Source organism: Cellulomonas sp. McL0617, assembly GCF_049994875.1.
Classification (GTDB): Bacteria; Actinomycetota; Actinomycetes; order Actinomycetales; family Cellulomonadaceae; genus Cellulomonas.
The window spans coordinates 3,669,491-3,695,254 of sequence record NZ_CP188256.1; the positions used below are offsets into that span (position 1 = coordinate 3,669,491).

The window sequence follows — 25,764 nt, forward strand, 5'->3', positions numbered from 1 at the left end:
TCCGGGCGCCCGTCCAGACAGCCAGCCCACCCACGGACGCGTGGTGGGGTCAGCCCTACCGTTTCGGCGGCACCCGGGCACCGCGCGTCAGGCGGTCGTAGACCACCGCCATGACGGCCGCGACCACGAGGGCCAGCACCGAGGTCAGCAGCAGCCCACCGGCCCCGTCGCCCCACGGCCCGGCGTCCTGTGCCAGCAGGGCGGTCAGGGCGACGACCGGACCCACGGTCACGGGGAGCGTGAGGGTGCCCCACCAGCCGCCGAGACGGAGGTAGATCATGCCGACGAGGAGCCCGGAGACGTTGGAGACGAGGAACGTGGCGACGTTGGCGCCGATGTAGCCGGCAGTCGCGACGGCGCCGGGCGCCACGCCGCCGACCGCCCAGTGCCACCCGAACGCCGCGTAGACGGCCTTCTCGACGAGCAGCAGGACCGCGAAGGCGCCGCCGTACACGCCGGTCGTGCCGGCCGCCGCCAGCAGCGAACCGCGCGCCAGGGTCCGCCGGGTCAGCCCCGAGGCCACGTGCACGGGCAGGTAGGCGAGGGTCAGCCCGATGAAGACGGAGAACGGGAACCAGATGGCGGCCTGCATCCCGTACTGCACGACGCTCGTGTCGACCGTCGTCGCCACGGTCGCGTAGAACGCGATCGCGACCGCCGCGACCAGGGCCCCGATGCCCCAGAACCAGCGCGCCACCCGGAGCTGGGCCGCCAGGTACCACCGTGCCGTGAGGTCGACGGGGCCGCGCCGGACCGCCGGGACCGTCGTCGTGGTCATCGCGCAGCCTCCTTCGCGTGGTCGGTCAGATGGACGAACAGGTCCTGCAGCGGGACGGGTCCGAGCTCGAGCCCGCCGAGGCGCGCGTTCCGCTCGTCGTCGGGAAGGCCGCCGACCACCGTGGCCTGGGCGGTGGAGCCGAGCTGCTGGCGGGCCACGACGTCGCGGCCCACGACGAAGGCGTCCACGGCGTCCGACGGACCGGTCACCGTCAGGCCGCGGGCCCGCAGCGAGTCCGCGTCCGACTGGGTGAGCACCCGGCCGCCGTCCAGCACCACGACGTCCTCGAGCAGCCGCTCGACCTCGCTGATCAGGTGGCTCGACAGCACGATCGTGCGGGGATGCTCCAGCCAGTCGGCCAGCAGGGCGTCGTAGAACGCGTATCGCGCCGGCGCGTCCATGCCCAGGTGCACCTCGTCGAGGAGCGTCAGGGGCGCCCGGCTCGCCAGGCCGACGACCACCCCGAACGCGGACTTCTTGCCGCGCGACAGCCGGTCCGGGCGGTCCCGCAGGCTCAGCTCGAACGTGTCGAGCAGCTGCTCGGCCAGGTCGGTGTCGAACGTCGCCCGGCGGGCGGCGTGCAGCCGCAGCATCTCGGAGATCGGCCGGTCCGGGACCGTCTCGCCGCTCTCCCGGACCAGCATCGTCGCGCCCATGGTCCGCGCGTTCTCCCACGGCTCCTCGCCGTCGACGAGCACCGTCCCGGACGTCTTGGGCAGGAACGCCGCCAGGACCGACAGCACCGTGGTCTTGCCCGACCCGTTGCGCCCGAGCAGCCCCGTGATCGCGCCGGCGCGGATGTCGAAGGACACCCGGTCGAGCGCGGTCGTCTCGCCGTAGCGGACCGTCAGGTCCCTGAGCTGCACACCGATGCCGCTCATCGCGGTCCCCCGTTCCTCAGGTGCTCGACGACGTCCTCGACGGGGATGCCCAGGACCTTCGCCCTGCGGACCATCGGGTCGACGACCTCGGCGAAGAACGCCGCTCGCGCCTGCGCCAGCAGCGTGTCGCGCGCGTCCGGCGCGACGAACATGCCGATGCCGCGGCGCTTGTAGAGCACGCCCTCGTCCACCAGCTCCGTGAAGGCCTTGGCCGCCGTCGCCGGGTTGATCCGGAACGTCGTGGCGTACTGCGTCGTCGACATCACCTGCTGCTCCGCCCCCAGGTCCCCGGACAGCACGTCGGCGCGGATCTGGTCGGCGATCTGCACGTACAGCGGATCCCGTCCGTCGAACACGCCGATCGCCTCCTCGTTGGTTCATTACCTGACCAACTAACCACAGAACCCCGAAGACCACAACCCACGCACGAAAACGTCCGCGTCGGCTCTCACCGACGCGGACGTTCGAGGGACGGTGTCAGACCGTCGTCAGCCGCTGGGCGGCGACGAGCTCGGCGATCTGGACCGCGTTGAGGGCGGCGCCCTTGCGGAGGTTGTCGTTGCTGACGAAGAGTGCGAGGCCGCGGCCGTCCGGCACACCCTCGTCCTGGCGCAGGCGGCCGACGAAGGACGGGTCCTTGCCGGCGGCGTGCAGCGGGGTGGGGACGCCGACCACCTCGACACCGGGGGCGTCGGACAGCAGCTCGGTGGCGCGCGCGACGGACAGCGGGGAGGCGAACTCCGCGTTGATCGACAGCGAGTGCCCCGTGAACACCGGGACGCGGACGCAGGTGCCCGAGACCAGCAGCGCCGGGATGTCGAGGATCTTGCGCGACTCGTGCCGCAGCTTCTGCTCCTCGTCGGTCTCGAACGAACCGTCGTCGACCAGCGACCCGGCCAGCGGGATGACGTCGAACGCGATCGGCGCGACGTACTTGACCGGGTCCGGCAGCGTGACGGCCGACCCGTCGTGCACCAGGGCCAGGGTGTCCTGGGTGACCGCGGCGCGGATCTGGCTGTCGAGCTCGTCGGCACCCGCGAGGCCCGAGCCGGAGACGGCCTGGTAGGTCGAGACGATCAGGCGGGTCAGGCCGGCCTCGTCGTGCAGGACCTTGAGCACCGGCATCGCGGCCATCGTGGTGCAGTTCGGGTTGGCGATGATGCCCTTGACGGCATGCTGCAGAGCGCCCGGGTTCACCTCAGAGACGATGAGCGGGACCTCGGGGTCGCGACGCCACGCGGAGGAGTTGTCGATGACCAGCGCGCCGGCCGCGGCGAACCGCGGGGCGTGGATCTTCGAGGCCGCACCGCCGGCGGAGAACAGGGCGATGTCGATCCCGGACAGGTCCTCGGTCTCGACGTCCTCGACGACGACGCCGGCGCCCTTCCAGGGCAGCGTCGTGCCCGCCGAACGGGACGAGGCGAAGTAGCGGATGGAGTCGACAGGGAAGTCGCGCTCCTCGAGCAGCTGGCGCATGACGCCGCCGACCTGACCGGTCGCGCCGACCACCGCGATGTTGAGTCCCATGATGCCTATCGTCCCGTCCCGCCGTACACGACGGCCTCGTCCGACGCGGAGTCCAGATCGAACGCCGTGTGCACCGCGCGAACCGCCTCGTCCAGCGAGTCGGCGCGGGTGACCACGGAGATCCGGATCTCCGACGTCGAGATCATCTCGATGTTGATGCCCGCATCCGACAGCGCGGCGAAGAACCGTGCCGAGACGCCGGGGTGCGACCGCATGCCCGCGCCGATGAGCGAGAGCTTGCCGATCGTGTCGTCGTACTGCAGCGAAGCAAAGCCGATATCGGGCTGGTGCTCGGTCAGGGCCGCCGTCCCGGCCGCCCCGTCCGTCGCCGGCAGCGTGAAGGAGATGTCCGTCAGGCCGGTCGAGGCCGCCGACACGTTCTGCACGATCATGTCGATGTTCACGCCCGCGCCCGCGACGACCTCGAAGATCCGCGCGGCTTTGCCGGGCACGTCGGGGACGCCGACCACGGTGATCTTGGCCTCGCTGCGGTCGTGCGCGACGCCCGCGATGATCGGCTGCTCCACAACATCTCCTTCGGGGGCGGGTTCATCGGTCACCAGCGTGCCCGTATGAGTGCTGAACGACGAACGGACGTGGATCGGTACCGAGTAGCGACGCGCGTACTCGACGCAACGCAGGACCAGCACCTTCGCGCCGCTGGCGGCCATCTCGAGCATCTCGTCGTAGCCGATGCGGTCGAGCTTGCGCGCGCTCGGCACGATGCGCGGGTCGGCGGTGAACACGCCGTCGACGTCGCTGTAGATCTCGCAGACGTCCGCCTTCAGGGCCGCCGCGAGCGCGACCGCCGTCGTGTCCGAGCCGCCGCGGCCGAGGGTGGTGACATCGTTGGTCGACGGGTTCACGCCCTGGAACCCGGCGACGATGGCGACGGACCCCTGGGCGATCGTCTGCCGGATACGGCTGGGCGTGACGTCGATGATCCGGGCCTTGCCGTAGGCCTCGTCGGTGAGCACGCCCGCCTGCTGGCCGGTGAACGACTTGGCGTCGACACCCAGGTTGTGGATCGCCATGGCCAGCAGCGACATCGAGATCCGCTCGCCGGCCGTGAGCAGGATGTCCATCTCGCGCTGCGGCGGCAGCGGGGTCACCTGGCGCGCCAGGTCGATGAGCTCGTCCGTCGTGTCGCCCATCGCGCTGACCACCACGACGACGTCGTGCCCGGCACGCTTGGCCTCGGTCACCCGCTTGGCCACGCGCTTGATGCTGGCGGCGTCGGCGACGGAGGAACCGCCGTACTTCTGCACGATCAGGGCCACGGGGGGAGCTCTTTCGCGGGCTCGGAACAGGACCGGGCGAGTGTACGGCGGTGTTCACGTGCTGGAAACGCGGTTTCAGATGGCGGATCGACACAGACTCTGCACAGGTTTGTCCGCGCCGGCGGGCGGTCGCGCCCTACGGTTTCGCCATGGACGACGAAGTCACCGCAGGCATCCGTGTCAGCGGCCTGCGCCGCGCGTTCGGTCGCGTGCAGGCCCTCGACGGTGTGGACCTGACCGCCCGGGCCGGCGCCGTCACCGCGCTGGTGGGACCGAACGGCTCCGGCAAGACGACCCTGCTCCTGATCCTGGCCGGGCTGCTCGTCCCGGACGCCGGCGAGGTGCAGATCGCCGGCCTCGACGACGTCTCGGCGGCCCGGGCCCGGACCGGGTGGATGCCCGACGCGTTCGGCACCTGGGACTCGCTGACCGCCCGCGAGGTGCTCACCACGTTCGGGGCGGCGTATCGGCTCTCCCGCCCCGCCGCTGACGCCCGGGCCGCCGAGCTGCTCGCGACGGTGCACCTGACCGAGTTCGCCGACCGACCCGCCAGCGTGCTGTCCCGCGGCCAGAAGCAACGCCTCGGCCTGGCCCGCGCCCTCGTGCACTCCCCCGACGTCCTGCTGCTGGACGAGCCCGCCAGCGGTCTCGACCCGCGCTCACGCGTGGACCTGCGCGTGCTCCTGCGACGGCTCGCCGACGAGGGTGCGACGGTGCTCGTCTCCAGTCACGTGCTCTCGGAGCTGGAGGAGATGGCCGACGACGCCGTCTTCCTGTCCCGCGGCCGGACGGTCGTCCCGTCCTCGGACCGACCGTCGCGACGGACGTGGCACGTGCGTGGCCTCACGGACGCGCTCCCCGCGTGGCTGACCTCCGTCGGCGCCGACTGGCGTCCCGGGGACCACCCGGGTTCGGTGCTGCTGGAGATCGACGACGACGAGGGCGCGGCCCGGCTCGTGGCCGACGCGGTCGGCGCCGGCGTCCCGATCGTCTCGCTGCATCCTGTCGGCGGTGCGCTCGAGCACGCCTACCTGGCTCTCGAGGAGGAGCGGCGATGACGCTCGACACCCTGGACGCGCCGCCCACGACGCGGCGGTTCACGTGGCACGGCGTCCGCACCGTCGCGGTCCTGGAGCTGCGGCAGCGGGTGCGGTCCACGCGCTGGATCGTCGCGCTGGTCGTGTGGTTCGTCGTGGTCGGCGGCATCACGCTGCTCGCGTCGGGGGCGCTCACGGCCATCGCCGACCAGGGCGCCTCGTCCAACGGACCGCTCTTGTTCGCCGTCGTGTCGTTCCTGGTGCTCGGGCTCGGCCTGCTCGTCACTCCCACGCTCGCGTCGACCGCGATCAATGGTGACCGCAGCGCCGGAACGCTGGCGACGCTGCAGGTCACCCTCCTGAGCCCGTCGGAGATCGCCACGGGCAAGCTCCTCGCGGCCTGGCTGGCCGCGTGCGCGTTCCTCGTCGCGAGCCTGCCGTTCCTGGTCCTCGCGCTCGCGATGGGCGGCACCCCCGTGATGTCGCTGGTCCGGGTCGTCCTGATCATCGCGGTCCTGCTCGCGGCCGTCTGCGGGATCGGCCTGGGCTACTCCGCGCTCGGCGCGCGCGCCGCGGGATCGACGGTGCTCACGTTCCTGACTGTCGCGGGTCTGACGCTGCTCACGCCGATCCTGTTCGCGACGACCTATCCGTCGATCTCGCACGAGGAGTCCGTGACGGTCTACACGAACGCCCAGAGCTCACCGGGCGACGACAGCTGCACCTACGTCACCCAGACGCGGTCCGTGGACCACACCGAGCGCACGTGGTGGCTGCTGGGCATCAACCCGTTCGTCATCCTGGCCGACGGCGCCGAGGCGGCCCCCACCCGGACCGCCGAGATCCGCGACCCGCTCTCGGCCATCCGCCAGGGCGTGCGCACCCTGCGCGCGGGGCCGGCCTCGCCGATCGACGAGTGCTGGCTGGTCGGTCAGCCGCCCGCCGACGTGCAGGACAACATCTCCACGACGCCGTTCTGGTACTGGGGCCTGGGCGCCAACGTGCTGCTCGGCGCCGCGGGATTCACCATCGCCGTCCGGCGCCTGCGGATCCCGCAGAGGAAGCTGCCGCGCGGGACGCGGGTGGCCTAGCCGCGCGGGACGCGGGTGGCCCGCCTAGGGCTGGAGGGCGTCGTACTCCGCCTCGGCGGCGACGTCGTCCTCCACGTCGAGGCGGAGGTGGGCGAGGATCGCCTGCAACGTGCGCAGGACGCTGGACGCACGCTCGCCCCAGTCGGACAGGTAGCTGAACTGCCACCACCACAGGGCTTCGAGCACGTGGCCGCTCTCGTAGTGCCGCAGGCCCTGGGCCAGTGCTCCGGCGATGCCGACGAGGTCGCCGGAGATGCTCGACCGCTCGATGTCGACGCCCAGCAGGGGGTCGATGACCTCGGCGTACTCGTCGATCCCCTCGAACACGTTGGCCAGGTTGGCGCGCAGCGGGTCGACGTCCGGGTCCGGGCCGAGGTCCGGCTCGAACCGCTCGAGCGGCACCACGTCCGTCGTCGCGCCCAGGCGTGCGCCGGCCGCGAGGATGTCGCTCACGGCCAGGAGGAGCAGCGGCAGCGCCGCGTCCGGGGCCGAGCCGGCGGCGACCTCGGTGACGGTGCTCAGATACCGGCGGGACTCGTCCGCGACGGCGAGCGCGATGTCCCGCAGGTCCGCGTCGACGGTCGTCGTGTGGTGCGGTGTCATCGTCCTCGTCCCCCTCTAGGCGCTGATCCGCCGGCGGCCCTCGAACGCTCGTCCGAGTGTGACCTCGTCGGCGTACTCCAGGTCGCCGCCGACCGGCAGGCCGGACGCGAGCCGACTGACCGTCAGACCCATCGGTACCAGCATGCGCGCGAGGTAGGTGGCTGTCGCCTCGCCCTCGACATTCGGGTCGGTGGCGAGGATCACCTCGGTTACCGTCCCGTCGGCCAGCCTGCTCAGCAGCGACTGGATCCGCAGGTCGTCCGGGCCGACGCCGGCGATCGGGTTGATGGCCCCACCGAGCACGTGGTACCGGCCGCGGAACTCGCGGGTCCGCTCGATGGCGACGACGTCCTTGGGCTCCTCGACGACGCAGATCGTGGCCAGCGACCGGCGCGGGTCGCGGCAGATGCGGCACTGCGGCTCCTGCGCGACGTTGCCGCAGATCTCGCAGAACACGACGCGCAGCTTGACCTCCGTGAGCGCGTCGGCGAGCCGGCGCACGTCCGCGGGGTCGGCCGCGAGCAGGTGGAACGCGATGCGCTGGGCGCTCTTGGGACCGACGCCGGGCAACCGCCCGAGCTCGTCGATCAGATCCTGGACCGCACCCTCGTACACGTCCGCCAGCCTACGGGGTCAGGGCATCCGACCCGTCGGGCGCGCGGACGCCCTGCGCGCCTTCGCAGGCACAGGCCGTCCGGTCCGCTCGTGAACTGAAGGTCAGGCCGAGCCGTCGTCCAGCTGCTCGTCGATGACCGTGCCGCCCAGCATCTGCGCGACCAGGGGCGCGCCGATCAGCGACGAGCCGCTGATCTCCGGGTCGTCCGGCGACGGCTCGTCGGGTACGCCCGGCACGATGCGCGCCGCCGACTCGCGGGCCGCGGCCGTGCCTCGTTCGCGGGCGGTGCCCTGCGCGGCGGGCGGCGGGCCGCTGGCATCAAGGTCGTCCGGCACGTACGGCGGCTCGCCCGTGTCGTCGTGCGGCGGCTCAGGAGCGGGTGGTTCGTCGTCCCAGGAGGCGGCCGCCTCGGCCGGGGTCACCGCGCGCGGGTTCTCGCGGTCGTTGACCGGACGGGTCGGGGCGGCGTCGGCCGCGGGCGCGTTCGCCTGCTCCGTCAGGATCCCCTCGACGCGGACGTCGAACCCGAGCGTCTCGCGCACGGCCCGCGCGACCACCTCCGCGTGCGCGCCGTTCCGGAACGTCGTCGCGAGCGCGGGGTTGTCGAACGCGATCCGCAGGGTCGTCGCGTCGAGGTCGGCCACCTGCGCGTTGCGCGGGTCGATCAGCGCCCACGTCACGCGACGCAGGCCCTTGACCGTCTCGAGCACCTCGGGCCAGCGCCGACGGATGACCTCGGTCTCCTGACCGGTGCCGTGGGCAGCCGCTGCGACGACAGGCGGAGCGACGGGCGGGGGTTCCGCGACCGCGAGGGCCGGCGCCGCGTCGGTGTCGGTGCTGGGTGTGGACCGTTCGGGCTCAGGCGTGCCGACGGGCCCGACGGCAGGGTCGGACTCGATCGCGACCGGTTCGAGCTCGACGTCCACCGCGACCGGGTCGGGTTCGACGACCGTCTGCACGGCGGGCACTGACGCGGCGACCATTGGTGTTGCGGGTGCTGCCGCGACGGGCAGTGGGTCGGCCGCCTGCGCGACCGGCGCGGGCGGGACGGGCTGCGCGACCGGCGCGGGCGGGATGGGGCGCGTGACCGGCGCGGGCTCGGCTGGGCGCGGCGCTTGCGTCGTCGCGACCGGCACACGGACCCCGTCGGCCGGCAGCCCGCGCTCGAGGCGGTCGAGCCGTGCGCCGACCGACGAGCGCGTGTCCTCGGCAGCCGGCAGGAGCAGCCGGGCCATGAGGAGCTCGAGGTGCAGGCGCGGGGAGGTCGCGCCCGTCATCTCGGTGAGCGCGGCGTTGGCCAGGTCCGCCGACCGCGACAGCTCCGAGGCCCCGAGGTGCCCGGCCTGCAGGCGCATGCGGGTCAGCTGGTCGGACGGCACGTCACGCAGGGCGGCCTCGGCCGCGTCGCCGGACGCGGCGATGACGATGAGGTCGCGGAAGCGTTCGAGCACGTCCTCGACGAACCGGCGCGGCTCGTGGCCGGTCGAGATGACGCGGTCGACCACCCGGAACGCGGACGCACCGTCGCGAGCGGCGACGGCCTCGACGACGTCGTCGAGCAGCGAGGCCTGCGTGTACCCGAGCAGGTCCGCGGCGCCCTCGTAGGCGAGCTCGGCCCCGCCGGACCCGGCGATCAGCTGGTCGAGCACGGACAAGGTGTCGCGCACGGATCCGCCGCCCGCGCGCACGACGAGCGGGAGCACGCCGGACGCCACCTGCACGCCCTCGGAGTCGCAGAGCTGCTGCAGGTACGGGACCAGGACGTCCGGCGGCACGAGGCGGAAGGGGTAGTGGTGCGTGCGCGAGCGGATGGTGCCGATGACCTTGTCGGGCTCCGTCGTCGCGAAGATGAACTTGATGTGCGGCGGCGGCTCCTCGACGATCTTGAGCAGCGCGTTGAAGCCCTGGTTGGACACCATGTGGGCCTCGTCGAGGATGAACACCTTGTACCGGTCGCGCGCGGGGGCGAACGTGGCGCGCTCCCGCAGCTCGCGGGCGTCGTCCACGCCGCCGTGGCTGGCCGCGTCGATCTCCACCACATCGAGGCTGCCCGGCCCGCCGCGCGCCAGCTCCACGCACGACTCGCACACGTCGCACGGGGTGTCGGTGGGGTGCTCCTCGGTGTTCTGCGCGCAGTTGAGGATGCGGGCGAGGATGCGCGCGGACGTCGTCTTGCCGCAGCCGCGCGGGCCGGAGAACAGGTACGCGTGGTTCACCTGGCCGCTGCGCAGCGCCTGCCGCAGGGGTGCGGTGACGTGGTCCTGCCCGATCACCTCGGCGAAGTTCTCGGGCCGGTACCGCCGGTACAGGGCTGTGCTCACGCCACGAACCCTAGACGCCCGCACCGACACCTACGATCCGTTCGTGACTGTCGACCAGCGCATGCTCGACGACCTCTGGGACTTCGCCGACCCGGCCGCCAGCGAGGCCCGGCTCCGAGCGGCCGCCGGCGCCACCACCGGCGACGACCGCGCCGAGCTCTTGACCCAGGTCGCCCGCAGCCTCGGCCTGCAGGAGCAGTACGACGAGGCAGACGCGGTGCTGGACACGGTCGAGCCCGTCCCACCGACCGTCGCTGCACGGGTCGCGCTGGAGCGCGGGCGTGTGCGCAACAGCTCCGGGCACCCGCAGGAGGCGATCCCGTACTTCGAGCAGGCGGTCTCCGCGACGGTCGACCCGTTCCTCGTCGTCGACGCCCTGCACATGCTCGCTATCTCGGACGGCGAGCGCGCAGCCGGGTGGACCGCCCAGGCGCTCGCGGTCCTGGCCGGCGTGACGGACGAACGGACGCTGCGCTGGCACGTCGGCCTGCACCACAACCTGGGCTGGTCGCGGCTGCGAGCGGGAGACGCGGCCGCGGCCCTGCCCGAGCTCGAGGCGGCCCTGCGTGCGGCCGTCCGCTGGGGCACCGAGCAGCAGGTCGAGTGGGCCGTCGAGGCGGTCGACGAGTGTCGCGCGGCGCTCGGGTAGGAGGCGGGTGCGTGCGCACCCAGCCGCTCCTGGGACGAAGTGGCGAAGGCCGTGTCCCATGAGCATCCGTCCGTCACCGAGGTCGTCACGTCGACGCGGCGCTAGTCCGCGCGGACCACCGTGTCGGTCAGCACCGAGCGCAGCAGCGGGCGCGACGTCTCCGTCGCGACGAACACCAGCGCGCACCCGACGGCCAGGAAGGCGAGCAGCAGGAGGATGCCGGTCGGGTCGCTGACAGCCGCGGTGCCCAGCAGCGGCAGGAACATGACGAGCGCCGTCACCGCCGAGCCGACCGCGACGAACAGCAGCGGTACGAGCACGGACCGCCGACGCACCGAGTCCAGCAGCTCGACGGGCATGCCGGCCAGGTTCTGCAGCGCGATCTCGCGACGCCGGTCGAGCACCGCGGCCGCCTGCGCGATGCCCGCCGAGACGGCCGCCAGCAGGAAGGCCACGACCAGCGTGACGAGCGCGCCGGTGACCAGGTCGTCCTGCAGCATGGCGCCCTGCGGGTCCTGCGACGCGTCCACGGACGTGATCGACGGGACCACCGCGAGCGCGCCGGCGACGAACCCGGCCAGCCCCAGCCCGCCGACCACCCGCCACGCGGCCCGCGGGTCGTCGAGCAGACGCCGGGCAGCCAGGAGCCGCGCCGGCGTCGTCGCACGCCGGAGCTGCGCCTTGCCGACAAGGCCCAGCACCCACGGCCCGACGACGTTGAGCATGGCGAAGCCGATCGCCATGGCACCTACCAGGGCGCCGATCGCGGCGGCCCCGAGCGCGCCGCCGACCACGCTGACGGTCATGAACAGCCCGATCCCTACCAGCGCGACGACCAGCCGGACGAACCCCATGCCCTTCGGCGACGTCCGACGAGCGACGCCCAGGGGCGAGATGGCCACGCGCCGCAGCGAGAACGCCCCGGACAGCCCGGCGAGCAGCGGCACGGCGACCAGCGCGACCAGCAACCCCTGCCAGCCGACCCAGAGCTCCCCGACGCTGAACGTGGTGCCCTGGAACGGCAGCAGTGCGACGAGCGGCAGGAGCGCGACGTAGAGCAGGATGCCCAGGACGGCCCCGACGAGCCCCTGCCAGGCGGTCTCGACGAGGGTCAGCACGACCACCTCGCGCGACGTCACACCGAGCAGCCGCAACGTGGCCAGCCGGGCGTCGCGGCGGGCGACCCCGAGGCGCGCGGCGCTGCCGCCGAGGGTCAGCAGCGGGACCACCAGCAGGACGACCGCGACCCACGCGAGGATCTCGTACAGGGAACGGACGTCGTTCTGGCCGGGCGCCAGGGGCTCGTGGGCACGCGCGACGAACCCGAGCAGGCCACCCACCACCGACAGCGTCAGACCGGTGGTGACGGCGAACGCCGTGACGGCCAGCGACGTGGTCACGCGCGAGTCGCGGCCGCCGGCGCGCTGGAACCGGGGCGCGAGGGCGACGACGGGGTTCATCGACGGACCGCGCTGCCCACGACGACGCCGTCGCGCACCTCGATCCGCCGGTCGCACCAGTCGGCGACCTGCGCGTCATGGGTCACGACGACGAGCGACGCCCCCGCCACCCTCGTCGTCTCGACCAGCACGCGCATGACGTCGTGGCCGGTCGACTGGTCGAGAGCGCCGGTCGGCTCGTCGGCGAAGACCACCGCGGGCCCCGTGATCAGTGCGCGCGCCACGGCGACCCGCTGCGCCTGACCGCCCGACAGCTCGCCCGGGCGCCGGCCCTCCATCCCGGCGAGCCCGAGCGAACCGAGCCACCGGGTTGCCTGCGCGGTGGCGTCCTTGCGGCTCGCGCCCAGCAGCATCGCCGGCAGCGCGACGTTCTCCACCGCGGGCAGCTCAGACAGCAGCTGGCCGAACTGGAAGACGAAGCCGTAGTGCTGGCGACGCAGCAGCGAGCGTTCGCGGTCGCTCAGCGCGCCGACGTCGCGACCCCGCAGCGACACCGATCCACGGTCCGGGACGAGGATGCCCGCGAGGCAGTGCAGCAGCGTCGACTTTCCGGAGCCGGACGGGCCCATGACGGCCAGCGACTCCCCGTCCGCGAGGTCGACGTCGACGCCCGCCAGCGCGGTCGTGCTGCCGAAGGACTTGACCAGGCCGCGCGCGGCCAGGCGGGGTTCGATGCTCATGCGTCCACCGTCGCCGCTCCTGGGCGGGACGGCGTCGGGCCAGGGTCGCGGCGTGGGAGACCGGCCGTGCGACCACAGGCGGACGCCGATCCCCCTGTCAGATGAGGACGGACACGCCCACCAGCACCACGATCGCCGACCCGACCGTCGAGACCCGACGTCGCGCCGCCTGCGACAGACGAAGCCCGAGCAGCCCACCGCTCAGCGCGAGGACCAGCTGCCAGGCCAAGGACGCCAGCCCGACGCCGACGACGAACGCGACCGACGATCCGCGCACGTCGGCGGCCATGCCGACCGCGACGGTGGCGAACGTGATGGCGGTGAGCGGGTTGACCAGCGTCAGACCCACGAACCTCAGGTAGGTGCCGTGCGACGACGCCGGGGGCTGCTCGACGGCGACAGGAGGCTTCGCGGGTCGACGCAGCAGGCCGACCACGCCGACCGACACGAGCACCGCGGCGCTCAGGATGCGGATCGGTCCCTCGTGCGCCGTGACCAGCCGGCTGACGGGCGCACCGACCGCCACGGCGCCGATCCCGTAGAGCAGGTCGACCGTCGCGATCCCGAACGCCGCAGCGACGGCGACCCGCACCCCGTCGACCAGGGCGCTGCGCATCAGCAGCACGCCGACCGGGCCGACGGGCATCGCGACGGCGAGCCCGGCGAGCGCGCCGAGAAGGAAGGGGTGCACGGGCCCAGCGTCCGTCCCAGTGGCCGAGGACGTCACACCGGTAGTGCGGATATCGTCGCCGAACTGCGACAATCGCCGGATGGATCCGATCGACGAGGCAATCCTTCGCGAGCTGACCGCGGACGCGCGGATTCCGTACAGCGACCTGGGCGAGCGCGTCGGCCTGTCGCCGAACGCCGCCGCGAACCGCGTCCGGCGCCTCGTCGACACCGGGACCATCCGCGGCTTCACCATCCTCACGGGCGCGGCGACGTCCCTGCCGGCGGGCCTGGAGGTGTTCGTCGAGGTGCGCCTGGCCGACGGGACGACGAACGAACAGTTCTCGGCGGCGATCGCGCGCGGCTTCCCGCAGGTGCTCGACGCGGTCCACGTGACGGGCTCGTACGACTACCTGCTCCACGCGGTGGTCGCCGACCCGTCGGCCCTCGACCACCTGGTCCGCGGCCTGAAGCGCGAGGCGGGCGCCAGCCAGACCTTCACCCGCCTGGCCCTACGCAGCTGAGCCGCAGCCGACGGGTGGCCGCGTGTCGCATGCGCCGCCGCCGGACCGGGCGTCGAGAACACAGTTATCGACGCCGCTGACGGTCGGGGCGTTCATCACTGTGTTCTCGACGTCGGTCTGGCGTTCCGCGTCGGCCGCCACGTCGGCTCGGCGCGCTGGCGACGCGACCACAGCCCACCGTCGCGCACAGCGTGCGCCATGGGGTGACCCGCGCGCCGGTCCGGTGATCACGATCGGTCCGTGAATGTTCCCGTCTCGCTTCGCTCGCTCGCGTTTCGGCAGGAGGACCTCCTCGCGTCGCACCAGTGCGACGCGATCGGCGTGACGGTTGGCATGCGGCGGCGGCTCGTACGCGCCGGTCGTTGGGCTCGCGTCACGCGCGGGGTCTACGACGTCGACCCCTCGCGCGACCGCCGACGTGCCTCCGAACATCGACGGCGACGCGCCGCGTGGCTCGGCATGCTCGCCTACGGACCGGACGCGATAGCGGTCGGATCGTGCGCGCTCGCGCTGCACGGCGCGAACGGCCTTCCGCGCGACATTCAGCCCGAGGTCGCACTGCCGTCGGGGCGCTCCGGCCTCGGGCGTGATGGCATCCGCGTCCGGCAGCTCAGCACTGTCGAGTCCGAGAGGTTCGGCGATCGGCAGATCGCGACGTTGCATTTCGCCCTGGTCACCGCCCTGCCCGAGCTTGGCCGGCTGCACGCCGTTGCCGTCCTCGATGACCTGGTCCATCGGGGTCGTCTCTCGATGGTCGAGCAGCTGGCGCCGCGGCTGCGGGGTCGGCGCAACTGCATCGAGGCGATCGAGTGGCTGGCCCTCGTCGACGGCAGGGCAGAGTCGCCGCTCGAGACGTTCGCTCGGCTCGAGTGCATCGACGCCGGGATACCGCCCGACGAGCTCCAGCTCGTGGTGACCGCCCACGACGGGACGTTCCTCGGCCGGGGTGATCTGGCCTGGCGCCTGGTCGGTGGCCGATGGCTCGTCGTCGAGGTCGATGGCCGCGAGTTCCACGATCAGCCCGACGCGCTGCACCGCGACCGGATACGCCAGAACGCGATGCTTCTTCGCGGCGATGTCGACCTGCTCCGCTTCACGAGCACCGACCTGGCGACGCGCGGGCTGGTAGGCCGCACGGTCCGCGAGGCCCTGCGCGCCGATCGAGAACGCAGTTATCGACGCGAAACGGGGAACGGACGTCGGTAAGTGCGTTCTCGTGCGCGAGGGCGGGCCCGGGCGCGCGGCGTCGGGCATGAAAGGACCCCCCGCACACCCGTCAGAGCTCACCTGCCCTTGCTGCCTTCCGGCCCTGGGGGAGTTCAGCGAGATGACGCCGCACGAGGGGTCGTCGGCAATTCTAGCCCAGCTCTACGCCCGCCAGGACGCGTCCACGAGCCGGCCCGGTGAGGTGCACACCACTCACACCACCACAGTCACGCGGCGAGCAGCACGACCTCCGCCGCGAGGCGTGCGACCACCGCGGGATCGAAGCGCGCGGCGCCGGGCACCAGGGCGTTGGCGCACCCAGCGGCGGTCGCCAGGCGCAACGCGTCGTCCAGACCGCGGCCGTCGTCGAGGGCGTGGACGAGCGCGCCGAGCACGGAGTCGCCGCTGCCGACGGGGAACTGACCGACCACGTCGGGCACGACGGCGGTGAACGTCGACGAGCCGTCGGTGGCACGCAGGCCGGCGACCCCGTCGGTCACGACCACGACTCCTCGGCTCAGAGCGTGCAGCCCGGCGACGAGGTCGGCGAGGGGAGTGTCGGCGGGCACGGCGAGCACCTCGCAGGCCTCCGAGCGGTTCACCTTCAGGAGGTCGACACCCCCGGACGCCAGGAGCGCGAGCAGCGCCGGGCCGTGGCTGTCGACTGCGACGCGCCCGCCCGCACCGGAGACGGCGTCGACGAGCTCGCGCAGGGGCGACGGTCCGAGGGAGTCCGGGACGCCCCCGCTCACCAGGCACCAGCCGCCTCGGGCCGAGATGTCGGCCCCGAGGACGGCGAGGAACCGGTCGTAGACCGCTCGCGTGACCGGCGTCGCGTGCTCGTAGATCTCGGTCAGCGCACCCGTCGACCGCGCGTGCACGCTGACGCACGTCCGCGTGAGCTCGGTGCCGTCGACGACCCGCAGGTCCACTCCGTCGTCGCGCGCAAGCGAAGCGACCACCGAGCCCGTCCCGCCGCCGAGCACCGCCACCGCCCCGACCGACGACCCGAGCAGCGCCGCTGCGCGGGCGGCGTTCAGCGCCTTGCCACCCGCCACCCGGTGCACCGCGAGCGGGCGCTGGATGCCGGTGAGCTCGTCCACCTCGTAGGTGACGTCGAGCGACGGGCTGACGGCGGCGGCGGTGATCATCGCAGATCGTCGAGCGTCGCCTGGCGACCTGTGCCACCGGCTTCGAGGGTCGACAGCGAGCCCGCAACCGTGGCCCAGCGCAGCCGCTCCCCCTCGTCGTCGATGCCGTGCGCGACGGCCGCGAGGTAGCCGGCGTCGAAGGAGTCGCCGGCGCCGGTGGTGTCGACGACGTCGACCGGGAGCCCAGGCGCCTGAACCGAGAAGCCGGCGCCCACCGACCAGCCGCCGTCCGCGCCGGCCTTGACGACCACGCGCGGGCCGAACGACGCCAGCCGATGCGCGACCTCGAGATCGGACCCGGTCGCACCCGCGACCGCGCCGAGAGCACGGAGCTCGGACAGGTTGGGCAGCAGGACGTCGACGAGCGGGAGCAGCGAGAGCACGCCGTCCCAGGCGTCCGCCGGGTCCCAGTTGGTGTCCAGGCTGACGGTCACCCCAGAAGCACGGACCTCCGCCAGGAGCACCGGCAGCTCGGCAGCGAGCGTCGGCTGGAGGAAGTACGAGGCGACGTGCAGGTGACGCGCACCGGTGGCGGCGAGCGCGGTCCGGACGGCGGAGGCCCGCAGCGTCGGGATGGTGCCCGGCACCGTCAGGATCGCGCGGTCGTCGGCGGCCGACAGGATGACCGACAGCCCGGTCGGCGTCGACGGGTCGACCTCGACCTGCGACGTCCCGACGCCCGCCGCACGGAGTGCGTCGAGCTGGAACTGCCCGAGGGCGTCGTCCCCGACGCGTGCGACCAGTGAGGTGGGCACACCGAGGCGGGCCAGGCCGCACGCCACGATCGACGCACTCCCGCCGAGGACCAGGCCGTCGGACGACACCAGCTGCTCGGCCTGCCCGAACCGAGGCACCACGTCGCCGCGCAGCACGAGGTCGACGTTGGCGTCCCCGGCGACGAGCACGGCGGGCACGAGGGCACGGCTCTTCATCCCTTGAGCCCCGAGAACGTCATGGTCGCGATGAACTGCTTCTGGGCGATGAGGAAGAACACGATGAGCGGCAGGGTGGCCACGACATTGCCGGCCATGAGCAGGGACCAGTCCGTGCGGCGATCGCCCTGGAAGTTGGTGATGCCGAGCTGGAGCGTGAAGTGGGCCGGGTCGTTGATCGCGATGAGAGGCCAGACCAGGTCGTTCCACGAGCCGAGCAGCGTGAAGATGGCGAGCGTCGCCATCGCGGGCTTGGCCAGCGGCAGCACGATCCGCCAGAACACTGCGAGCCGGCTGCAGCCGTCGAGCACCCCCGCCTCCTCGAGCTCGGCCGGGAGCGACAGGAAGAACTGCCGCATGAGGAAGATGCCGAACGCGGACGCCAGCCAGGGGACGATGGCGGCGCCGAGGGTGTCGATGAGGCCGACCCTGGCGAACATCACGTACGTCGGGACCATGAGCAGCTGGGTCGGGATCATGATCGTCGCGACGATGGCGAGGAAGCCGAACGTGCGACCGGGGAACTTCAGCCGCGCGAACCCGTAGCCCGCCAGCGAGCACAGGACCAGGTGCGACACGACGCCGACGGTGGAGACGATCGCGGTGTTGAGCAGCCAGCGCAGGATGTCCGACTCGGCGAACAGCTTGGTGAAGCCGTCGAGCGTCAGCGACGACGGGATCAGCCTCGGCGGGAACTTGTTGATCTCCGAGGCGGGCGTGAGCGCGGTGAGGAACATCTGCACGAACGGCAGCGCGAAGAGCAGCGCGATCGGGAGGAGCAGGACGTGCCACCACCAGTGCCGACGGCCACGAGCGCGGCTCCGGGCGAGCGGGATGTCGTCGGGGGTGTCGGGCACCGGGGTGCGCGAGAGCATCTGGACCGCCATCAGAACGCCTCCACCTTCGCGCGACGGGAGTAGAGCACGACGCCGCCAGTGATGATCAGCGTCACCGCGAACAGGCCGTACGCCACCGCCGACGCGTAGCCGAACTCGAGGTCCTTGAAGGCCGTCTGCCACAGGTAGTAGACGATCGTCTGCGTCGCGTCGAGGGGTCCGCCGCGCGTCGTCGTGTAGACGAGGTCGAACAGCTGGATGGCCTCGATGACCTGCCAGACGGTGACGAACACGGTGACGGGCGCCAGCTGCGGGAACGTCACGTGCCAGAACGACTGCCACCGGTTGGCGCCGTCGATGCGGGCGGCCTCGAGGAGCTCCGACGGGATGTCCTGCAGCGCCGCCAGGTAGATGACGGTGGTGAACGCGGCCTGGCCCCACAACGACATCAGGGTGATGACGACCATGGCCTGCGACGGGTCCTCGAGCCAGCCCTGCTGTGGCAGGTGCAGGGCCCGCAGGACCGTGTTGGCCAGCCCGAACTGCGGGTTGAACAGGTACGTCGTCAGGATGCCGGTCGCCGCGGCGGAGGCGACGAACGGCAGGAAGATCGCCGTCCGGTAGAAGCCGATGAGGAACAGCGAGCGGTTCAGCAGCATGGCCAGGCCCATGCCCATGAGCACCGACGCCGGCACGAACAGCGCCGTGTAGAGCATCGTGTGCCCGACCGCGTCCCGCAGGGCGGCGTCCGTGACCATCTGCTGGTAGTTGCCGATGCCCACCCAGGTCGGCGTCGAGAAGCCGTCCCAGCTCTGCAGCGACAACCAGAACGCCCAGGCCGCGGGGAAGATCGAGAGGCCGAGCACGATGAGCATCGCCGGGGCGACGAACCCCCATCCCTGCAGCCCGGCCCGACGACGCTCCTTCCGGCGACCGGGTGTCACCGCCGCGCGCCGCGCGTGCGCCTGCGGGAGGAACGCGCCGCGGCGACCCGCCGTCGTGCTCGCCATCGTCACCCTCCGAGGGCCTGCGTCGAGGTGGCGGCGGCCTGCTTCAGCGCGTCGGCCGGGTCGCCCTGGCCCTGCAGCACCTCGGAGATCGCGGAGCCGATGGCCTCCGAGAGCTTGACGTAGCCCTTGACCGTCGGCCGTGCGTGCTTGGAGTTGACCATGTTGGCGGCCATGACGTCGAGACCCGGCAGCGCCTGGACCTGCGCAAGGAACTCGGGCGACTGCGCTTCGGAGGGCCGCAGCGGCAGGTTGCCGTACGCGACGTTCCACTTGATGTCCTGCTCCGCCGACGTCAGCCACTTGGTCAGCTCGTACGACCAGTGCGCGCGGTTGGCGTCCTTGTGGTCGAACAGCACCCACAGGTCCGGGCCGGAGACGCTCTCGTGGTTGCCGTCGGTGCCCGGCAGGGGCACGACGCCGTAGCTCGTCTTGGCGGTCTGCAGGTCGTAGAGCGTCCAGGGACCCGACGTGATCATGCCGATCCGGTCGCTCGCGAACAGCTGGGCGGCCTTGGTGTCAGTCTGGTCGAGGTAGACGCTCTTGTCGTCGACGGCCATGTCACGCAGCAGGGTCAGAGCCTTCACGCCGGCGTCCGAGTCGAAGGTCGCCGTCTTCTGGTCGGCCGAGAGGATCTCGCCGCCGTTCTGCCAGAGGTGCGGCCAGAACTGCCACGTCGTCTCCTCGGATCCCGAGACCGAGTAGCCGTAGCCGTAGGTGTTGGTGTCGGCGTTGGTCAGCTTCTTCGCCGCCGCGCGGAAGTCGTCCCAGGTCCAGTCAGCAGTCGGATAAGCGACGCCTGCGGCATCGAACACCGCCTTGTTGTAGATCAGCGTCAGGTTGTCGACGACGGCCGGGAAGCCGATCGTCGTCGTCCCGTCGGGCTGGGCCGTCTGCTGAGCGGACGCCGGGAGCTCGTCCCACTTCACGTCCGGGTCCTTCACCTGCTCCGTGATGTCGAGCGTGCGCTTCGAGCCCTGCAGCTCGCTCGCCCAGGAGCCGTACGCGTAGGAGACGTCCGGGTAGGTGCCGCCCGCGAAGCCCGCGGACAGCTTCTGCAGGAGCTCGTCTGTCGAGGGCGCGCCCGAGGACACGTCCACCGTGACGTTCGGGTGCAGCTTCTCGAAGTCCTTGGCCAGGCCCTCGAGGATCGTCTCGGCCTGGTCGGCCTGGCCGGTCCACCAGGTGATGGTCGTCTTGGCCTGGGGGTCGAACGTCGCGGCGCCCTTCGGGGATCCGCCGGAGCAGGCCGCGAGGGCGAGGGAGACGACGGCAGTGGCCGCAGCGAGGGCGGCGAGACGTGCACGGGGCGAGCGCTGGGGGGACAACTCGATCTCCTCGGGTCGGCGTTTCAGGACAGGACGACGGAGCGGGTGAGGTGGCGGGGTGTGTCGGGGTTGAGGCCTCGGCTCTCGGCCAGGGCCACAGCGAACCGCTGCGCCTGCACGAGCTGGACGAGCGGGTCCTCGTCGCTGGTCAGCACCTGTGCACCCGTGGCCTCGACGTCGGCGACGAGCGACGGGTCGGCCGCGCCGAAGATCGTGACGAGCGAGCCCGGGTGGGCCACCGCGATCGGGCCGTGGCGGTAGTCGAGCACCGGGTAGGACTCCGACCACGCCTGCGCGGCCTCCCGGACCTTGAGGGCTGCCTCCTGTGCGAGGCCGTAGGTCCAGCCGGTGCCGAGGTACACGACGTGGTCGATTCCGTCGACGGGTACGGGCAGTGGCTCCTCGAGCGCGCGTCGGGCCGCCGCGACCAGAGGGACGACGACGTCCCCGAACATCGAGCGAGCGATCATCAAGGTCGTCGTCGGGAACCGCGTCTGGACCACCGACTCCTCGTCGACGTAGTCGAGCAGGAGGACCTCGTCCACCCGCCGCGCGACCGGGCTGTCCGCGACCCCGACGATCGCCGCCGTCCGGGTGCCGGCCTCGACCAGCTCGAGCGCCGCGAGCACCTCGCTCGTCGTGCCGGAGCGGCTGATCACGAGCACCCGATCGTACCGGCGACCCGGACGCCACTCGGACGCATAGGCGGCGTCCGTCAGGCCGAGTCCCGCCTGCTCGCGCAGGACGGCAAGCGACTCTGCGACGAAGGCGCTCGTGCCGCAGCCGAGGATCAGGACGCTCTCTCCCGGCCGGCCGAAGATCGCCCCGGACGCCTCCTGCAGGGCGCGTGCCCACACGACCGGCTGGCTCGCGATCTCTTGCGCGGTGATGCTGCTGCTCACGGTGTTGCCCTCTCGTCTCCGGCTCCGGAGTTGACGCCGGTGCCGTGTGCGCAATACTGCGTACCTGAGTGATCGATCCGCAATGAAACTGCGGCAAACGCTCACTTTGACTGAGCGCGAGAGGACACCGCATGCCCGACTGGACCGCAGCCGCCCACCTTCGCGTGGCGGACTGGCACCCGCGCAGCAGGCTCGCCGCGCAGGTCACGGACGTGAGCCGCACCGCTGTGCCGTCGGTCGACGTGCACAACCACCTGGGCCGATGGCTCACGCCGCCCGGCTGGACCGCCCCCGACGTCGGCGCGCTGCTCGACCTCATGGATCGACGCAACGTGGCGACGGTGGTCAACCTCGACGGGATGCGCGGCGACGAGCTCGAGGCGAACCTCGACCGCTACGACCGCGCGCACCCGACGCGTTTCGTCACGTTCTGCCAGCTCGACTGGACCGTGCTCGCACAACCTGACGGTGAGGCCCTGCTCGCCGGGCAGCTGCGCGACTCAGCCCGGCGGGGCGCCCGCGGCGTCAAGGTCTGGAAGAACCTCGGGCTGACCGTCCGCGACGCCACCGGCGCGCTGGTGCTGCCCGACGACGAGCGGGTGGTGCGCACCCTCGGGCTCGCCGGAGAGCTCGGGCTCCCGGTGCTCATCCACGTCGCCGACCCTGTCGCGTTCTTCGACCCGGTCGATGCGGACAACGAGCGGATCGACGAGCTGCAGGCCAACCCCGACTGGTGGTTCGGTGACCGGGCGGTCCACCCGACGTTCGACCGCCTGCTCACGGCCCTCGAGACGCTCGTGCTGGCGACGCCGCAGACCACCTATATCGGCGCGCACGCCGGGTGCGTCGCGGAGGACCTCGACCGCGTCGAACGCCTCCTGCAGGCCGCACCGAACTGGCACATCGACGTCGCCGGGCGGATGGCCGAGCTCGGGCGGCAGCCGCGCCGGACCCGTCGACTGGTCGAGGAGTTCCCCGACCGCGTGCTGTTCGGCACGGACTCCTTCCCGCTCACCGACGAGGCCGTCCTCACGCACGTCCGGTTCCTGGAGACCGCGGACGAGGCGTTCGAGTACGCGCCCGGCGAGGACGTGCCTCCACAGGGACGGTGGACCGTCTCGGGCCTGCACCTGTCGGCATCCGCACTCGAGGCGTTGTACGCCGGCAACGCGCGCCGCATCCTGCGGCTCTGAGGTCAGGCGGCGTCGATCGTCGCGCAGCTCGCCGCGACCACGGCCGCGACGGCCTCCCGGGCAGGCGCGAGATAGCGGCGCGGGTCGGTGAGCCGGCCGTCCGCGGCGAGCGCGAGCCGGACCTGTGCGGTGAGCGCGGCGTTGAGGGCGGTGCCCACGTTGATCTTGCGGATGCCCGTCCGGACGGCGTCCTGGAGCGCCTCGGGTGGGACGCCCGACGAGCCGTGCAGCACGAGCGGCACGGGCACGGCGGCGCACAACCGCGCGAGCAGGTCGAGGTCGAGACGGGCGGTCGCGCTGGTCATCGCGTGCGAGGAGCCGATCGCGACCGCGAGCCCGTCGACGCCGGTGGCGGCGACGAACGCGGCGGCCTCGTCGGGGTCGGTCCGCGCGCCGGGCGCGTGGGCGCCGTCCTTGCCGCCCACCTCGCCGAGCTCCGCCTCGACCCAGAGGTCGACCGCGTGCGCGGAGCGAGTCACGGCGGCCGTCGTCGCGACGTTCTGCGCGTAGTCCAGGTGTGCGGCGTCGACCATCAGGGACGTGACGCCGTACTGCGACGCCGACGCGACGCCCTCGGACAGCAGCCGCGCGTCCTGCAGGTGGTCGAGGTGCAGCCCGACGGGCACCGACGCCGAGACCGCCAGCTCGTGGCACGCCGCGAGCAGGGGACCCGCGCGGCCCTCCCGGTACCGGACCGCGTTCTCGCTGACCTGGAGCAGGCCCGCTGAGCCAGCGCGTTCGAGTCCGGCGACGATGCCCTCGGCGTGCTCGAGCGTGATGACGTTGAAGCAGAGCACGGCCGTCCGTCGACGGACGGCGTCGTCGACGAGGTCCCGGGTGCGTGCCGCAGTCACAGTGCCCGCAGCGGTTCCGGGATCAGGTCCCCGTGGGCCGCGACGAGCTCGTCGCACAGGTCCCAGATCTGGGTCGGGGTCAGCGACGAGCTCGCGTTGCCGTCGACGAGCACCGCCTGGCGCACCAGGCGCGGGTCGCCCGTCCGCACGGCCTCGACGGTCAGCTCCGCGACCGACAGGTAGGTGCGGTTGAGGGCGGCGCACTGCACCGGCAGCGCACCCATCGCGACCGGCGTCACGCCGGCCGCGTCCACCAGCGCGGGGACCTCGACGGCCGAGCCGGCGGGCAGGTTGTCGATCAACCCGTGGTTGGGCACGTTGACGTGGATCTCCCGCGGCGTGCCGGTCAGGATCGAGTGGATGATCTGCGGCGCGTACTCGGACGCGCCGCCCTCGAGCGGCAGCGGCGACCCGGCGGCGAGCAGCGTCTTGGCCTGCTCGAACTCCGCCACGTTCTCGCGGCTGATCCCGACGTACTGCAGGGGCTCGATGCGGAACCGCTCGACCTGCTCGTCGGACCGCAGGAACCACGACAGGTACTCCGACGAGTGCTCGCTGGTCTCGGTCGGGTAGTACCCGATGCGGCGGAACATCTCGACGCGCACCCGGCGCTCGAGCTCGGGTTCCTGCTCGATCTTCGCGCGCAACCGTGGGTAGAGGTCCTCGCCGTCGTGCGTCCACTCCGTCAGCCAGGCCTGGTGGTTCACGCCGAACGCGCGGAACCGGGTCTCCTCGACGTCCAGGCCCAGCAGCTCGGCCAGGTCGTGCGCCGTCCAGTAGACGGAGTGGCACAGCCCGAACGTGCGGATGTCCGGCGCGACGACGGACGCCCACCACACGTTCATGGCCATCGGGTTCGTGTAGTTGAGCAGCAGCGCGTCCGGGCAGACCGCGCGCATGTCCTCGAGGATGCCGGTGAGCACGGGGAACGTGCGCAGCGCGCGGAACACCCCGCCCACCCCGGTCGTGTCGCCGATGGTCTGCCGCAGGCCGTACCGCGCGGGGATCGTCAGGTCGGTGATCGTCGCGTCGATCCCGCCCACCTGCACCATGTTGATGACGAAGGCCGCGCCGTCGAGGGCCGCCCGGCGGTCGAGCGTGGCCGTGATGGTCGCTGGGTGCCCGAGCTGTTGCACCAGCCGGTGCGCCGTGCCCTCGGCGACGGCGAGCCGTTCCGCGTCGACGTCGTGCAGTGCGAGGTCGAGCTCAAGGTCGCCGAACCGAAGCAGGTCCGCCACCAGCTGACGAGTGAACACGACGCTCCCGGCGCCCACGAACGCGATCTTGGCCATGCCTGGATGATCGTCGGGCTGAGCGATCCGTGCAAGAATCCGTCAGGCGATCACTCGAAGTGATCATTCTGACTGAGCGAACCCGGAGGACGCCAGGCATGCCCCACCCCCAGGACGCGCCTCGAGCGACGTCGCGCAAGCGGTCGGACCGGATGCTGGCCGTGCTCGCCATGCTCGAGTCGGGCGACTCCGTGACTCTCAAGGACCTCACCGGTGCGCTCGGGGTCTCGCCCGCCACGATCCGGCGTGACCTGGCCGACCTCGAGGAGCAGAGGCTCCTGGTGCGCACGCACGGCGGGGCGCGGGCCTTTGCGAGCACGTCACGCGCCGAGGTGCCCGTCCGCCTGCGCGACTCGCAGTTCCGCGCGGCGAAGCAGCGGATCGCCCGACGCGCCGCCGAGCTCATCCCGACCGGCCCCTACAGCGTCGCGATCAGCGGCGGCACGACGACCGCCGAGGTCGCCAAGGTGCTCGCCACCCGGCCCGACCTCGCCATCGTCACCAACGCGCTCACCACGGCGATGGAGATCGCCTCACGCCCGAACCTCAAGGTGATCATGACCGGCGGCGTCGTGCGGTCGAACTCGTTCGAGGCGGTCGGCGTCATCGCCGAGAACACCTTCAACGCGATCAACGTGGGCACCGCCATCCTCGGCACCGACGGGATCAGCGCGGCCGGCGGCGCGACCACCCACGACGAGACCGAGGCGCGCACCAACAACGCGATGGTCAGCCACGCGCAGCGCGTCGTCGTGGTCGCCGACGGGTCCAAGGTCGGACGCGTCACGCTCGCCAAGATGGCCGACCTCTCGCAGGTGCACGTCCTCGTCACGGACACGACCGCCGATCCGGACGAGCTCGCGCGCATCGTCGCCGCGGGCGTCGAGGTGCTCATCGTCGACGTCTAGCCGGCCGTCCGTTCATCTGCCCGTGATTCGTGGGACTCA

The 25,764-nt window shown here is 72.2% G+C and carries 26 protein-coding genes and 1 other RNA gene; 7 read left to right on the top strand and 20 right to left on the bottom strand.

The window, feature by feature from the left end; translation table 11 throughout:
• Window positions 1-55 precede the first annotated feature (55 nt).
• The 5 genes from ACPPVS_RS16785 to ACPPVS_RS16805 all read right to left on the bottom strand — a co-directional run bounded on the left by ACPPVS_RS16785 (window position 56) and on the right by ACPPVS_RS16805 (window position 4,466).
• Window positions 56-778, bottom strand: a complete 723-nt coding sequence (locus ACPPVS_RS16785) for a hypothetical protein (protein WP_426593368.1) — start codon at window positions 776-778, stop codon at window positions 56-58.
• Window positions 775-1,659: an ATP-binding cassette domain-containing protein gene (locus ACPPVS_RS16790; protein WP_426593369.1), complete on the bottom strand. Its 885-nt coding sequence runs from the start codon at window positions 1,657-1,659 to the stop codon at window positions 775-777. The genes ACPPVS_RS16785 and ACPPVS_RS16790 overlap by 4 nt, the downstream gene beginning before the upstream one ends.
• Window positions 1,656-2,015 carry a GntR family transcriptional regulator gene (locus tag ACPPVS_RS16795; protein ID WP_426593370.1) on the bottom strand — a complete coding sequence of 120 codons (360 nt, stop codon included), beginning with the start codon at window positions 2,013-2,015 and terminating at the stop codon, window positions 1,656-1,658. The genes ACPPVS_RS16790 and ACPPVS_RS16795 overlap by 4 nt, the downstream gene beginning before the upstream one ends.
• A gap of 121 nt (window positions 2,016-2,136) precedes the next feature.
• Window positions 2,137-3,186: an aspartate-semialdehyde dehydrogenase gene (locus tag ACPPVS_RS16800; protein WP_426593371.1), complete on the bottom strand. Its 1,050-nt coding sequence runs from the start codon at window positions 3,184-3,186 to the stop codon at window positions 2,137-2,139.
• A 5-nt stretch (window positions 3,187-3,191) separates the two neighbouring features.
• A complete protein-coding gene (locus ACPPVS_RS16805) occupies window positions 3,192-4,466 on the bottom strand; it encodes an aspartate kinase (RefSeq protein WP_426593372.1) in 1,275 nt (424 codons plus the stop codon).
• A 149-nt stretch (window positions 4,467-4,615) separates the two neighbouring features.
• Between ACPPVS_RS16805 and ACPPVS_RS16810 the strand changes: the two genes are divergently transcribed.
• The gene (locus ACPPVS_RS16810) at window positions 4,616-5,524 is read left to right on the top strand and encodes an ABC transporter ATP-binding protein (RefSeq protein ID WP_426593373.1); all 909 of its coding nucleotides are present in this window, start codon (window positions 4,616-4,618) and stop codon (window positions 5,522-5,524) included.
• A complete protein-coding gene (locus tag ACPPVS_RS16815; protein WP_426593374.1) occupies window positions 5,521-6,594 on the top strand; it encodes an ABC transporter permease in 1,074 nt (357 codons plus the stop codon). The genes ACPPVS_RS16810 and ACPPVS_RS16815 overlap by 4 nt, the downstream gene beginning before the upstream one ends.
• Window positions 6,595-6,618: 24 nt before the next feature.
• Here ACPPVS_RS16815 and ACPPVS_RS16820 read toward each other — a convergent pair whose 3' ends face one another.
• From ACPPVS_RS16820 to ACPPVS_RS16830, 3 genes are all read right to left on the bottom strand, one after another.
• Window positions 6,619-7,197, bottom strand: a complete 579-nt coding sequence (locus tag ACPPVS_RS16820; RefSeq protein WP_426593375.1) for a DUF5063 domain-containing protein — start codon at window positions 7,195-7,197, stop codon at window positions 6,619-6,621.
• 15 nt (window positions 7,198-7,212) lie between these two features.
• Window positions 7,213-7,812 carry a recombination mediator RecR gene (recR, locus tag ACPPVS_RS16825; RefSeq protein ID WP_426593376.1) on the bottom strand — a complete coding sequence of 200 codons (600 nt, stop codon included), beginning with the start codon at window positions 7,810-7,812 and terminating at the stop codon, window positions 7,213-7,215.
• Between the two features lie 102 nt (window positions 7,813-7,914).
• On the bottom strand, window positions 7,915-10,134 hold the full coding sequence (locus ACPPVS_RS16830) for a DNA polymerase III subunit gamma and tau (protein ID WP_426593377.1): 2,220 nt from the start codon (window positions 10,132-10,134) through the stop codon (window positions 7,915-7,917).
• Between the two features lie 43 nt (window positions 10,135-10,177).
• Between ACPPVS_RS16830 and ACPPVS_RS16835 the strand changes: the two genes are divergently transcribed.
• Window positions 10,178-10,783, top strand: a complete 606-nt coding sequence (locus ACPPVS_RS16835) for a hypothetical protein (protein WP_426593378.1) — start codon at window positions 10,178-10,180, stop codon at window positions 10,781-10,783.
• A 101-nt stretch (window positions 10,784-10,884) separates the two neighbouring features.
• Here ACPPVS_RS16835 and ACPPVS_RS16840 read toward each other — a convergent pair whose 3' ends face one another.
• From ACPPVS_RS16840 to ACPPVS_RS16850, 3 genes are all read right to left on the bottom strand, one after another.
• Window positions 10,885-12,243 (bottom strand): FtsX-like permease family protein, encoded by a 1,359-nt coding sequence (locus tag ACPPVS_RS16840; protein ID WP_426593379.1) that lies wholly within the window; start codon window positions 12,241-12,243, stop codon window positions 10,885-10,887.
• Window positions 12,240-12,923, bottom strand: coding sequence for an ABC transporter ATP-binding protein (locus ACPPVS_RS16845; protein WP_426593380.1), 684 nt, complete (start codon window positions 12,921-12,923; stop codon window positions 12,240-12,242). The genes ACPPVS_RS16840 and ACPPVS_RS16845 overlap by 4 nt, the downstream gene beginning before the upstream one ends.
• 97 nt (window positions 12,924-13,020) lie before the next feature.
• Complete coding sequence (locus tag ACPPVS_RS16850) at window positions 13,021-13,614, bottom strand: LysE family transporter (RefSeq protein ID WP_426593381.1); 594 nt, start codon at window positions 13,612-13,614, stop codon at window positions 13,021-13,023.
• Between the two features lie 79 nt (window positions 13,615-13,693).
• On the opposite strand from ACPPVS_RS16850, the gene ACPPVS_RS16855 reads away from it, so the two are divergent.
• Together ACPPVS_RS16855 and ACPPVS_RS16860 are read left to right on the top strand one after the other, a co-directional pair.
• The gene (locus tag ACPPVS_RS16855; RefSeq protein WP_426593382.1) at window positions 13,694-14,116 is read left to right on the top strand and encodes an Lrp/AsnC family transcriptional regulator; all 423 of its coding nucleotides are present in this window, start codon (window positions 13,694-13,696) and stop codon (window positions 14,114-14,116) included.
• A 240-nt stretch (window positions 14,117-14,356) separates the two neighbouring features.
• The gene (locus tag ACPPVS_RS16860; RefSeq protein ID WP_426593383.1) at window positions 14,357-15,322 is read left to right on the top strand and encodes a type IV toxin-antitoxin system AbiEi family antitoxin domain-containing protein; all 966 of its coding nucleotides are present in this window, start codon (window positions 14,357-14,359) and stop codon (window positions 15,320-15,322) included.
• A 47-nt stretch (window positions 15,323-15,369) separates the two neighbouring features.
• On the opposite strand, the gene ffs is transcribed toward ACPPVS_RS16860, so the two are convergent.
• The 7 genes from ffs to ACPPVS_RS16895 all read right to left on the bottom strand — a co-directional run bounded on the left by ffs (window position 15,370) and on the right by ACPPVS_RS16895 (window position 21,478).
• Window positions 15,370-15,466: signal recognition particle sRNA small type (gene ffs, locus ACPPVS_RS16865), an RNA gene on the bottom strand.
• Between the two features lie 83 nt (window positions 15,467-15,549).
• On the bottom strand, window positions 15,550-16,473 hold the full coding sequence (locus ACPPVS_RS16870; RefSeq protein ID WP_426593384.1) for a 1-phosphofructokinase family hexose kinase: 924 nt from the start codon (window positions 16,471-16,473) through the stop codon (window positions 15,550-15,552).
• Window positions 16,470-17,405, bottom strand: a complete 936-nt coding sequence (locus tag ACPPVS_RS16875) for a carbohydrate kinase family protein (protein ID WP_426593385.1) — start codon at window positions 17,403-17,405, stop codon at window positions 16,470-16,472. Before ACPPVS_RS16875 ends, ACPPVS_RS16870 begins: the two co-directional genes overlap by 4 nt.
• Complete coding sequence (locus ACPPVS_RS16880) at window positions 17,402-18,292, bottom strand: carbohydrate ABC transporter permease (RefSeq protein ID WP_426593386.1); 891 nt, start codon at window positions 18,290-18,292, stop codon at window positions 17,402-17,404. The genes ACPPVS_RS16875 and ACPPVS_RS16880 overlap by 4 nt, the downstream gene beginning before the upstream one ends.
• On the bottom strand, window positions 18,292-19,251 hold the full coding sequence (locus ACPPVS_RS16885) for a carbohydrate ABC transporter permease (RefSeq protein WP_426593387.1): 960 nt from the start codon (window positions 19,249-19,251) through the stop codon (window positions 18,292-18,294). The genes ACPPVS_RS16880 and ACPPVS_RS16885 overlap by 1 nt, the downstream gene beginning before the upstream one ends.
• Window positions 19,252-19,253: 2 nt before the next feature.
• Window positions 19,254-20,576: an ABC transporter substrate-binding protein gene (locus ACPPVS_RS16890; RefSeq protein ID WP_426593388.1), complete on the bottom strand. Its 1,323-nt coding sequence runs from the start codon at window positions 20,574-20,576 to the stop codon at window positions 19,254-19,256.
• A gap of 23 nt (window positions 20,577-20,599) precedes the next feature.
• Window positions 20,600-21,478: an SIS domain-containing protein gene (locus ACPPVS_RS16895; protein WP_426593389.1), complete on the bottom strand. Its 879-nt coding sequence runs from the start codon at window positions 21,476-21,478 to the stop codon at window positions 20,600-20,602.
• Window positions 21,479-21,609: 131 nt separating this feature from the next.
• On the opposite strand from ACPPVS_RS16895, the gene ACPPVS_RS16900 reads away from it, so the two are divergent.
• Window positions 21,610-22,671 (top strand): amidohydrolase family protein, encoded by a 1,062-nt coding sequence (locus ACPPVS_RS16900; RefSeq protein ID WP_426593390.1) that lies wholly within the window; start codon window positions 21,610-21,612, stop codon window positions 22,669-22,671.
• 2 nt (window positions 22,672-22,673) lie between these two features.
• On the opposite strand, the gene ACPPVS_RS16905 is transcribed toward ACPPVS_RS16900, so the two are convergent.
• Window positions 22,674-23,525: a class II fructose-bisphosphate aldolase gene (locus ACPPVS_RS16905; protein WP_426593391.1), complete on the bottom strand. Its 852-nt coding sequence runs from the start codon at window positions 23,523-23,525 to the stop codon at window positions 22,674-22,676.
• Window positions 23,522-24,817, bottom strand: coding sequence for an alpha-glucosidase/alpha-galactosidase (locus tag ACPPVS_RS16910; protein ID WP_426593392.1), 1,296 nt, complete (start codon window positions 24,815-24,817; stop codon window positions 23,522-23,524). Before ACPPVS_RS16910 ends, ACPPVS_RS16905 begins: the two co-directional genes overlap by 4 nt.
• A 98-nt stretch (window positions 24,818-24,915) precedes the next feature.
• Between ACPPVS_RS16910 and ACPPVS_RS16915 the strand changes: the two genes are divergently transcribed.
• A complete protein-coding gene (locus ACPPVS_RS16915; RefSeq protein ID WP_426593393.1) occupies window positions 24,916-25,725 on the top strand; it encodes a DeoR/GlpR family DNA-binding transcription regulator in 810 nt (269 codons plus the stop codon).
• Window positions 25,726-25,764: the final 39 nt, after the last annotated feature.

What these genes read in the sequence shown, in the direction of transcription:
- ACPPVS_RS16815 (WP_426593374.1), top strand. Translation starts at nt 5,521, where the DNA reads ATGACGCTCGACACCCTGGACGCGCCGCCCACGACGCGGCGGTTCACG.
- ACPPVS_RS16790 (WP_426593369.1), bottom strand. Translation starts at nt 1,659, where the DNA reads ATGAGCGGCATCGGTGTGCAGCTCAGGGACCTGACGGTCCGCTACGGC.
- ACPPVS_RS16910 (WP_426593392.1), bottom strand. Translation starts at nt 24,817, where the DNA reads ATGGCCAAGATCGCGTTCGTGGGCGCCGGGAGCGTCGTGTTCACTCGT.
- ACPPVS_RS16915 (WP_426593393.1), top strand. Translation starts at nt 24,916, where the DNA reads ATGCCCCACCCCCAGGACGCGCCTCGAGCGACGTCGCGCAAGCGGTCG.
- ACPPVS_RS16845 (WP_426593380.1), bottom strand. Translation starts at nt 12,923, where the DNA reads ATGAGCATCGAACCCCGCCTGGCCGCGCGCGGCCTGGTCAAGTCCTTC.
- ACPPVS_RS16900 (WP_426593390.1), top strand. Translation starts at nt 21,610, where the DNA reads ATGCCCGACTGGACCGCAGCCGCCCACCTTCGCGTGGCGGACTGGCAC.
- ACPPVS_RS16810 (WP_426593373.1), top strand. Translation starts at nt 4,616, where the DNA reads ATGGACGACGAAGTCACCGCAGGCATCCGTGTCAGCGGCCTGCGCCGC.
- ACPPVS_RS16880 (WP_426593386.1), bottom strand. Translation starts at nt 18,292, where the DNA reads ATGGCGGTCCAGATGCTCTCGCGCACCCCGGTGCCCGACACCCCCGAC.
- ACPPVS_RS16820 (WP_426593375.1), bottom strand. Translation starts at nt 7,197, where the DNA reads ATGACACCGCACCACACGACGACCGTCGACGCGGACCTGCGGGACATC.
- ACPPVS_RS16885 (WP_426593387.1), bottom strand. Translation starts at nt 19,251, where the DNA reads ATGGCGAGCACGACGGCGGGTCGCCGCGGCGCGTTCCTCCCGCAGGCG.
- ACPPVS_RS16875 (WP_426593385.1), bottom strand. Translation starts at nt 17,405, where the DNA reads ATGAAGAGCCGTGCCCTCGTGCCCGCCGTGCTCGTCGCCGGGGACGCC.
- ACPPVS_RS16800 (WP_426593371.1), bottom strand. Translation starts at nt 3,186, where the DNA reads ATGGGACTCAACATCGCGGTGGTCGGCGCGACCGGTCAGGTCGGCGGC.
- ACPPVS_RS16785 (WP_426593368.1), bottom strand. Translation starts at nt 778, where the DNA reads ATGACCACGACGACGGTCCCGGCGGTCCGGCGCGGCCCCGTCGACCTC.
- ACPPVS_RS16870 (WP_426593384.1), bottom strand. Translation starts at nt 16,473, where the DNA reads ATGATCACCGCCGCCGCCGTCAGCCCGTCGCTCGACGTCACCTACGAG.
- ACPPVS_RS16855 (WP_426593382.1), top strand. Translation starts at nt 13,694, where the DNA reads ATGGATCCGATCGACGAGGCAATCCTTCGCGAGCTGACCGCGGACGCG.
- ACPPVS_RS16840 (WP_426593379.1), bottom strand. Translation starts at nt 12,243, where the DNA reads ATGAACCCCGTCGTCGCCCTCGCGCCCCGGTTCCAGCGCGCCGGCGGC.